Raw genomic sequence first — 9,859 nt, 5'->3', positions numbered from 1 at the left:
TGATCTAAACCCTATCGAGAAAAAGTGGGCACAGGCTAAGTTTCTACGCCAAGGGTGGATGGAGAATAATTTACCAAAACTGTTTCAGGATATGGGCTGTATCTCTTTTATTATAGACTGACTATACTTTCTAATGACTCTATTTCTTTTTTTAACCACTTAGCTTGACTCTCGCTTTCAGCTAATAAGTTTGTAATTTTATGCTGATGCTTTTCAAACTCTTTATTTGTTTCTCTTAATTGCTTCTTGAAGGATTTGTAGTCTTGCATATCACTCGATATCTGCACACGAGCTTCATTTGATAAAGATACAGTTAAAATTGGTGAGTTTTCTATTGTTTTTCTCAGTTCATAAGAAATACTTTCTAGCTTATGAGCTAAAGCCTTAGTTTCTTCATCTACATCAATTTTCTTTAAGTTTTGACCAAATGCCGCACCATAAACACAAACGATTTTAGCCGACTCAGCTATTTTTTCTGGACTATTTCCATCTAAGGAAATCTTATAAACTTCGTAATTTGCCACAAATCTATCAATGTAATCTCTAATATCTTTCGATACAGGTCTATTACCAATTCCATCTCGAACTTTGTTAAATAACTCTAATATATTAGCTATACCATTTTCGAACTGTAACAGCATATCTTCCATAGCACTTCCAATCTATATACATAAATCGATAATTATATATCAGTTTGAGTATACGAAATCCAATTAGTTTAACTAGGTAAATAATTACTTAAGCAAACTGCCACCTTGAATTGCCGTTTAAAGGTCACTTTTTAACATTTTCGCGGGATAGCTAAGAGGTTATTGATATTAATAAACAAACAAAAAAGACGCTGTAAATAGCGTCTTTTTTGTTTGTTGCTATAATTAAAATTATATATTGCGCACCACAATTGATGGTATACGTGAATACATAATTAATGATATGCCGTTAGATATCAACTCGACGGCCAACAGTATGCCAAGAATATACGTCGCTGACTGCGGATAACTGGTAAATATCATGATAGCCAATATAATCGAGAGCAGACCTGAGAGTAATATTGGGACAAAAGCCACTGTCCTACGGAGACCGAAAGCAACAACAACTCTGACTATACCTGTTGCCATAAATAAAATAGCAATTACCATGGTCAAGGTTAATATGCCTTGCAACGGATCTTGTAATAATTCAATACCAATTAATACACCAAGTACACCGCCGATGGCAGCCAGCACTTTTCCAGTGGTACTATGTGCTCGGAACAAGGCAATAAACTGTAAAACACCCACTAAAAGGAAGATAAAACCTGCTAACTGCTCAGCGGCCAAAGTGGCGCTAAGAGGATTAAAAAATGCAAAGATACCGCCAAGAATACTAATGATGCCAATGACTAACCACAGTATACGATTCATAAGACGACCTTATTTTACATTTAATAGAAAATAAATTATATCGCAAACCTTACCTTGTGTTGTATAACGGTAGTAATATCTTCGAGTAGTCCTGTTAATATCAGAGTGTGGGCATTGATTTGTGGTCACAAGCCTGCTAACTGATTGTTCCACTGTTGCCGCGTCATGTTATAAAGTACATGCTCAGCCAGCTGATGGTTAGGGTCAAGGGCTGGATGATAGAAGTTGGCGCGGGTATCCATCATGCCAAGGCGCTCCATAACCAATTGCGAGCGCTTATTGATAACCGCTGTGAATGACACAACCTCATCGAGCGACAGCTCAGTAAAAGCAAAATTCAGCGCCGCACGCGCCGCCTCTGTAGCATAGCCCTGTCCCCAATAATCTTTATGTAGTCGCCATGCAATTTCGACAGCCGGGGCAAAAGACATATCTGCGTGAGTATCATTCAAGCCAACAAAACCGATAAAAGCCCCATTCTCTTTTGATCTATCTTTTAAACTGACGGCCCAAAGTCCCCAGCCTTGATTAGCAATAAGCTGCTGGCATTTACTAGCGATGATGTCACTTACTTTAGGCGTTAATAACTTGGGGAAATATTTCATTACTTCAGGATCAGCATTTATTTCAGCAAAAACAGCAAAGTCACTTGCTTGCCACTGCCTGAGATAAAGACGTTCTGTTTCTATCACATTTATCATTTTTATCACTTATGGATTGACACTGTTGATACTATTTATCCAGCCAGCCTTTTTGCTTGGCATGAGCAAGTTGCTCAGGAGTATCGATATCATAGCTCAGTTGATTATTAACAACGGTACTTATCTGACTGGGCGGCAAACCTCTAATTAAATAACGCAGCCCTTTATCGCCTACCAGCAATGCTTGCCACTCTCTGAGTAAATCACAATCAATCGTTAAAGGTAGTCCGATAATGTTTTGCTTTAATGCAGTGACAGCAGACGTTTCATTTAAATTCATATTATTTGAATACTGCCAACTACCATAACTACTTGCCACTACAGACCGCTTATATGCCAGCAGTTTTGCCAAATGATGCTCATCGAGTAAAACTTGATCAACTCCCATAATGACGACGCGATCAATCAATGAGTTTGTCAACTGTGTGACTGGCTCAATAGCCAAATTCAAACTATACGCCATACCTATTTCAGGCGTAGAATTTACGACCATTTGAATCATAGAGTACTGAAAAGCCAATGCATTCATCGCACTGGCTATTGATGGTTGATTATCAGGAATGACTATAATAACTGCTTGCGGTTTTGTAGAAAGTGCGAGTTTGGTCATGAAGCAAATTAAGGGTTCGCCATCTTTACACAGTAACTGTTTTGCTTGACCTAAACGCAGGCTCAGTCCACTGGCCAAAATAATAACCACATGGTTTGGTGGATTTGATAGATTTATTGGCTTTAGTTGCGTAGATGCCAAAATAGATGCGTCGCGGCTCATGATAAACTTGTAGATGCACGAGCACTTGTAGCAGTCATCTCTATAGAATCAATATGCGTAGAAAATAGCGTTGTAAAGTTAGTATTTGAAAGATGAGTGTCTGAGTTTTCTGCTGATAGGTTTTGATTATGCACGACCGCATTGACTTGTGCCATGATACCCAGTGCTAATGCTTCAGGTCCATCTCCGCCCAGCTTATAGCCAATCGGATAATGCAGTTTTTTGATACCTAGGTTTAAACTGGCAGGATTTGTAAACCTTGTACTAATTTCTTCGATTAAGCGCTCGGTACGGTAGCGTGGCCCTAGTTGTCCAAGATATTTATAGTGATTAGCATGCTCTAATAATACGCTAAGGCGAGCACGGTCTTGGCTGAGACTATGCGACATCAAAGCAACGGTGGCATTTTTACTTAGTTCTAGTAAAGTATCACTATCATCTAACGCCAGTACCATCACTCTATCCGCCTGAGGAAAACGCCGCTGCGTGGCATATTGCGCTCGACTGTCTACCACTGTCACATGCCAATCTTGCAGCTTTGCCATCGTAACTAGTGGCATCACATCATTGCCAGCACCACAAATCAGTAAGCGAATTTGTGGTTCCAGTCTTTGTACCAACCACTCTGTAGTACCGTCTTCGCCATCCACTTTAATATATTTAGCACTATTATCAAATATTTGATATTTCGCTAATACGTCAACAGCATGGATAACTGTGCTTGAAGCATTAGATACCACTTTATCTGAATTATTAGCGTCGATAACGGTGAGTTTTCCTGACTTGATATAATTATCTAGTTTAAGACGCAAACCAATTTGAAGTTGAGAGTTTGGATTATTTTGGTTATTAAAATGGATTGTAGAGCGAATTAAAGTTGCTACCGTTACTGGCTGCTGAGACTGACGAACTTGACTAATGACATTTAACAAAGACATTGCCGTCGCCAACCGTTCAAACAACACGTGTACGCGCCCATTACAGCCTAATCCAAAATTTAACTCGTCCGAGTCATCACTTTGTTTACCATAGTTACTATCATTATTAATATTGTCACTACTCCTATCGATATGAGAGTTATCTTCTTTAACGGTCGCTTGCGCAGTACCATTTTCAGCATATTCGATATCATCGCCTGTTTGATAGACTTGTACGTTTGCACCATCACGTGTGAGCCAAAAAGCACGTTTGATAATATGTGGCTCCAAACAGCCGCCGCTAATCATCCCAACTGAACGACCATCTTCACAGATGAGCATCATCGCGCCTGTGCGGCGATAGGCTGACCCTTCGGTACGCACGACGGTTGCTAGTACAGCGTCAACCTGTTGTTGCTGAGCCTCGCGTGCCAGCTTAAGAATATCAGCAATTTGATTCATAACGCCTCTTATATACTCTCTATCATTGATGTCTATATACGGTCTATATCCATCCTAGTCCACTTATAAAACCAGTTTATAAAACCCGCTAACGACTATAATTAGCGGGTTTATATTGTCCATCTATTTGACTAAAAACCTATTCTGGTAGCTCATAAAGTAATTTGTCGAGAGTAATAGGAAAGTCATAAACTCGTACACCCACGGCGTTGTAAACGGCATTAGCAATAGCAGCGGCAGCACCGGCAATCGCCGTTTCTCCAATACCTTTTATGTGCATTGGATTGGTATACGGATCGTCCTCTTCTACCAAGATAACATCAAGCTGAGGAACATCCGCATTGACTGGGACATGGTATTCTGCAAGATTATGATTACATAGCCGACCGTCATGCTTATCGTGAATCACCTGCTCCATCAACGCAGAACCAATACCAAATACCATACCGCCGTAGCACTGCGAGGTCGCGGTTTTGTGATTGAGGATACGCCCTGCTGCAAAGGCACCAGTCATACGTTTAACGCGTATTTCACCAGTCACTCGGTGTACAGCGACCTCGGCAAAATTAGCACCAAATGACGCTTGGCGATGACTTTTTGCATTTTTACCCGGTGCAATTTGACCTTTGGCACTGAGTTTTTGGTCATCATATTGAGCGACGATATCGGCTAATGAATGAGTCTGGAAACTACTAAAGTCATATTCTTTCGATTCAGTTAGTGGGATTCCAGTTATTTCAGCTAACTTATCTTTTAAATCAGCCACTTTATCTACGATGTTATCGCTCAAACCTGCTACTTTTTCTTTTCCTGCTTCTATAACGGTTTCTACCACTGTTTCTACAAAATTAGCATCATGCTCACCTATCTGCTTAATTTGACCGTTATCCAGCTGAATGGTGTCAGGGTATAGACCGACTTTTTCTGCGATCATTTCACGTAGCTGCTGACAAGCAAGGTAAATACTACTGCCTGAACTGGCAGCGCCCATACTGCCCCCTGAGCCTACCGCAGGTGGCAAACTGGTATCACCAAGCTTCATTTCAATATGATCTATTGGTAGCCCTAATAAATCTGCAGCAACCTGAGTAAATACGGTATAAGAACCTGTACCGATATCGGTCATGTCTGTCTCGATTACCGCCTTCACGCCTAGTGCTTTTGAGTTATCTATTTGCAGGGTCGCCCGTGCTTCTGATGGCGCTAAGCTGTTGCCGCGAGCTGCCGCTGCCATACCCATACCCATCCACCAATCACCTTCTAAGCGACTGGCAGGCTTAGCATTGCGTTGATTCCAGCCAAACTGTTCAGCCGCTTGATCCATGCAGGCAATAAGCTTACGCGTGGAAAACGGGATGTCTTTACTAGGATCTTGCTCAGGCTCATTACGACAGCGTAGCTCGACAGGGTCTAGGTTGAGTTGCTCTGCTAATTCATCCATCGCACACTCAAGGGCAATCTGTCCGACTGCTTCGCCGGGGGCACGCATCGAGCCTGACAATACTTGGTTCATGTCTACTTGCTGATAATTAACTCGGCGATTGTCACCGCGATACAGATAATGCGTAGAGAGCGCTGCTGGCTCAAAAAAGGCCTCTCCTGGCAAATTACTAGAGACCGTCTCATGAATCATGGTGTCGATAATACCGTCTTCACTACAACCAATAGCGATGCGTTGACGCGTGTTTGAGCGTCTAATCGTTGCCTCCATCACTTGCGGGCGCGTCATAGTGATTAATACGGGACGACCCAAATCCTTTGCCGCGAGTGCGGCGGCTATTGATTCTGGTGAAATACCAAGCTTGCTCCCAAAACCACCACCGACATAGCGAGCAATTAATTGTACATTTTCTGGATCCAAATCCAATGCATCCACGATTTGTTTTTTGCACGAGGACAGCATTTGATTAGAGGAGTACATAATCAGTTTATCGCCCTCCCAATGTGCAAGCGTTGCATGCGGCTCCATCGCCGCGCTGTTTTGACTTGGCGTATGATAAAAGCGGTCAAGGGTTACCGCAGCATTTGCGAGGCTTTGTTCTGGATTACCCTTTTCTGAGTTTTTATCAGAGCCTTTTTTTTCATTAACGTCATGAGCATTTGGCAGCTCTGCCGTAAAGTTCAATGCCGCCTGCTCAGTCTCATCCTCATAAGTCACTTTGAGCACTTTTGCGCCTTCGGTCGCCGCCTCAAACGTCTCAGCAATGACAACCGCTATCGGCTGACCATGATAAAAAATCTCACTGACGCCTTGTTTAGGTGATTTAGTTGCACCGCCCTGTTGTGCATTGCGCAAAAAATGCTCAGGATCAGTAACTACTTTAATAATGTCAGGCATACCCTCTAAAGAGCTGTGATCAATTTCCTTAACCCGCCCTTTGGCAATCGTCGCGCCCAGCAATACGCCATAGGCTTGATTGTCTAAATGAATCTCTGCCGTATAAGGCGCTTGACCACTGACCTTGAGTGACCCCTCAACTCGGTTGATGGGTTTGCCCACCAATTTGCTCGCTGTTTTGTCAAAAAGTGATTCGACAGGCGCATTCATCATCATCTTTTTGGTCGGTTCTGCTGGAAATACTGAGTCCAATAATGACATGATTATGCTCCCTTGCCCGCTACTAATGCGCGCTGAATAACTTGTTTGAGTAGACGACGAGTCAGCGGTATTTTAAAATCATTTTGACCACTACCTTTAGCCTCTTTTAATAATAAGTCCGCTGCTTGTTTAATGACATTTTCATTGCCATCAGTACCCGTCAGCAATGCCTCAACGGCTTCGTTGCGCCATGGCTCAGTGCCAATACCGCCGAATGCTAGGCGCACTGTGTCCAAACGCCCATTATCAGTCACGTCTATGATCGCTGCACAGGAGACTAAAGCAAAAGCATAGGACGCGCGATCACGCACTTTGTCATAAGTGTGCACGCCTTTGATGGGCGCTGGCAACACCACATGAGTGATAAGCTCACCAGACTCTAAAACGTTTTCGATATGTGGCGTGTCTTTTGGCAAACAATAAAAGTCTTTAATCGCGATTTTACGCGTTGAGCCATCCGTTTTTAACGTCTCAACAGTGGCATCTAATAAGCGCATCGCGACGGCCATATCAGATGGATGCTGGGCAATACAGGACTCGTTAGTACCCAAAATTGCCAACGTACGATTTTCACCATTTATCGCTGGGCAACCAGAACCTGACTTGCGTTTATTGCAGGCGCTGTCTGTCTGATAAAAATAATAACAACGCGTACGCTGTAATAGATTACCGCCCGTCGTCGCTCTATTACGCAACTGTCCCGTCGCACCTGCCAAAATCGCCCGTGATAACACTGGGTAATTGGCAATGACCTCAGGATGCGCCGCCAAGTCGCTATTGGTCACCAGCGTACCGATGCGTAGGCCACCATCTGTAGTCTTCTCAATTTGAGCTAATGCTAAGCGAGTGATATCCACCAGCTTAATTGGCGTTTCAATCTCTAACTTCATCAAGTCTAAAAGGTTGGTACCCCCTGCGATAAATGAGGCGTCTTTTACACTAGCAGATTGGGCTGCCTGCTCTGGCGCGGTAGCACGGCTATATTCAAAGCGTTTCATGAGCGACCTCCTGACGTGCTAGTTGCCGTCTTATTCTTCATAGATTGACTACCTAGCTGCGCTTCACTAGGTGGTGGCGACCAAATACCCGTCACCTCTGATTTTTGTACTGCGTCAGTTTTAGAGGATTCATTCATTTCATTTTCTAGTACTTGTGAAATGGCTTTAATAATATTGGGATAAGCAGAACAGCGGCAAATATTGCCACTCATACGCTCAGCGATTTCTTGAACCAGTAATCCATCAGGATTTTGCAAATCTGTAGTGACATGACTGGGCCAGTTTTGTTTAATTTCATCGATCAGCGCTGTTGCTGAACAAATTTGCCCAGGGGTACAGTAACCACATTGAAACGCATCATTATCTTTAAAGGCTTGTTGTAGCTCCGATAATGATTCGGGCATGCCAATACCTTCAATCGTCGTAATCTCATCACCATCGTGCATAACTGCCAAGGTCAAACAGGCATTGACCCGACGCCCATTGATAAGTATGGTACAAGCGCCGCATTGACCATGATCACAGCCTTTTTTAGGTCCCGTAATTTTGAGGTGCTGGCGACAGACATCGAGTAAGGTCGTGCGTGAATCAAGATTGTCGAGCTGATAATCTTGCTTATTAATGGTTAAGTTCAAGGTAGACATGCTGGCTTCTCGCTGGCAGATAATCAGAAAAAATAGGGTAAAACGCTTCTTAAAAGTCGCGCCAATCGATTTATTATGACTTATTAGAAATGTCGATTTGTTTTCACTTTGTAGTTATTACAGTGTAGTTTTTAATCTATGAAAACTTTACTTCCCACTATTCTATCTCGCTTATTCACTATCAATTTTATAAATGAAACTCAAAAACTCATTTTATTAGCAAAAAAAATAGCGCTATAAACAGGTCGTTTATAACGCTATTTGAGTTCAATATAGTCAGTTAAAAATACCAGTCGGGCATTACGCTTTAGTAATTATGCTCGCTTCACTCAATCGAGACTTGGGTAAATCTGCATTAAAATCGTCTTCACTACGATAACCAAGTGAGATAACGGCAACAGCTGTGTAGCCTTTGCTACGTAGCTCAAACTCTTCATCGAGTGCTTTTAGATCAGCACCCTCCATCGGCACAGCATCAATGCCTAAAGTAGCAGCACCCAGCAACAATGCACCCATATTTAGATACACTTGCTCGACCAGCCAATGTGGTTCGTTTTTTTGCTCATAACGACGAATGTCCAAAAACATTTTGCGGACTTGATGCATTTGCTCTTTGAATTTTGGTTCTGCAAAGCGACCATCCGTATCTTCTTTATCCAATACTTCATGCAAAAATTCATCATCAGCATAGATACGACTACAGAAAATGATGACGTGGGAGGCATCTTTCACCTTTGCCGTGTTGAAATCAAACATCCCTTGCGTACCTTTTGCGATACGTGCCTTGCCAGCCTCATCATCAGCGATCACAAAATGCCAAGGCTGAATATTAGTGCTTGATGGGCTAAGTCGTAGGATATCCTTTAAACTTTGAAAGTCTGCTGCTGATATTTTTTTATTGGCGTCAAACTCTTTGGTGCTGTAACGCCAGTTCATGGCTTCAGTGATACTTTTCATTTATGACTCCAAGATTTTTAGTACCGCTACTTTAAGCAAAAACCCGTTTGATGACCGTTACAGATTGGTTAAGTAGTCACCTATTTTGTTATTACGTTACTGATGATTCAGTGCATCGCTGAGTTATTTAAGCAGATACTTATTAGACGGACACTCATTAAACAGTAACTTAGACGATATTGTAATCGCTCACTCATTCTCTTAGCATTAGTTAATTAGTATTGATAATGAGCATTGATTTATCAGGCGGTCGACCACAGACAGCTTATATAAAAAATAAAGGGGCTGTCCTAGATAACTAGTTCAAACCCTGTTTAACCCATTGTTTTAATTGTAGTAATTGCGACTTTGGGTCACTGTGATTAAAACGCCACTCACATTCCTTTAAATAGAGGTGAAAATGCTC

The 9,859-nt window shown here is 42.2% G+C and carries 9 protein-coding genes and 1 pseudogene; all 10 read right to left on the bottom strand.

What is annotated here, in order from left to right; genetic code table 11:
* Nucleotides 1-110: 110 nt before the first annotated feature.
* Entirely contained in the window at nt 111-650 is a 540-nt protein-coding gene (locus JMW94_RS14090) for a hypothetical protein (protein ID WP_201604817.1), read from the bottom strand.
* A gap of 231 nt (nt 651-881) precedes the next feature.
* Nucleotides 882-1,403, bottom strand: a complete 522-nt coding sequence (locus JMW94_RS14085) for an HdeD family acid-resistance protein (protein ID WP_201604816.1) — start codon at nt 1,401-1,403, stop codon at nt 882-884.
* Nucleotides 1,404-1,528: 125 nt separating this feature from the next.
* Nucleotides 1,529-2,104, bottom strand: coding sequence for a GNAT family N-acetyltransferase (locus JMW94_RS14080; RefSeq protein ID WP_201604815.1), 576 nt, complete (start codon nt 2,102-2,104; stop codon nt 1,529-1,531).
* Between the two features lie 31 nt (nt 2,105-2,135).
* A complete protein-coding gene (locus JMW94_RS14075) occupies nt 2,136-2,876 on the bottom strand; it encodes an NTP transferase domain-containing protein (protein ID WP_201604814.1) in 741 nt (246 codons plus the stop codon).
* Nucleotides 2,873-4,255 (bottom strand): XdhC family protein, encoded by a 1,383-nt coding sequence (locus tag JMW94_RS14070; RefSeq protein ID WP_201604813.1) that lies wholly within the window; start codon nt 4,253-4,255, stop codon nt 2,873-2,875. The genes JMW94_RS14075 and JMW94_RS14070 overlap by 4 nt, the downstream gene beginning before the upstream one ends.
* 139 nt (nt 4,256-4,394) lie before the next feature.
* Complete coding sequence (locus JMW94_RS14065; RefSeq protein ID WP_201604812.1) at nt 4,395-6,854, bottom strand: xanthine dehydrogenase family protein molybdopterin-binding subunit; 2,460 nt, start codon at nt 6,852-6,854, stop codon at nt 4,395-4,397.
* A 2-nt stretch (nt 6,855-6,856) separates the two neighbouring features.
* Nucleotides 6,857-7,852, bottom strand: coding sequence for an FAD binding domain-containing protein (locus JMW94_RS14060; protein WP_201604811.1), 996 nt, complete (start codon nt 7,850-7,852; stop codon nt 6,857-6,859).
* Nucleotides 7,849-8,496: a 2Fe-2S iron-sulfur cluster-binding protein gene (locus JMW94_RS14055; RefSeq protein ID WP_201604810.1), complete on the bottom strand. Its 648-nt coding sequence runs from the start codon at nt 8,494-8,496 to the stop codon at nt 7,849-7,851. The genes JMW94_RS14060 and JMW94_RS14055 overlap by 4 nt, the downstream gene beginning before the upstream one ends.
* Before the next feature lie 300 nt (nt 8,497-8,796).
* Nucleotides 8,797-9,453, bottom strand: coding sequence for an oxygen-insensitive NAD(P)H nitroreductase (gene nfsB, locus JMW94_RS14050; protein WP_201604809.1), 657 nt, complete (start codon nt 9,451-9,453; stop codon nt 8,797-8,799).
* 298 nt (nt 9,454-9,751) lie between these two features.
* Nucleotides 9,752-9,859: pseudogene (locus JMW94_RS14045) on the bottom strand (IS1595 family transposase); the annotation flags it as partial.

This window comes from Psychrobacter immobilis, from assembly GCF_904846185.1.
Classification (GTDB): domain Bacteria; phylum Pseudomonadota; class Gammaproteobacteria; order Pseudomonadales; family Moraxellaceae; genus Psychrobacter; species Psychrobacter immobilis_B.
This window is presented reverse-complemented; position numbering and strand designations above follow the sequence as displayed.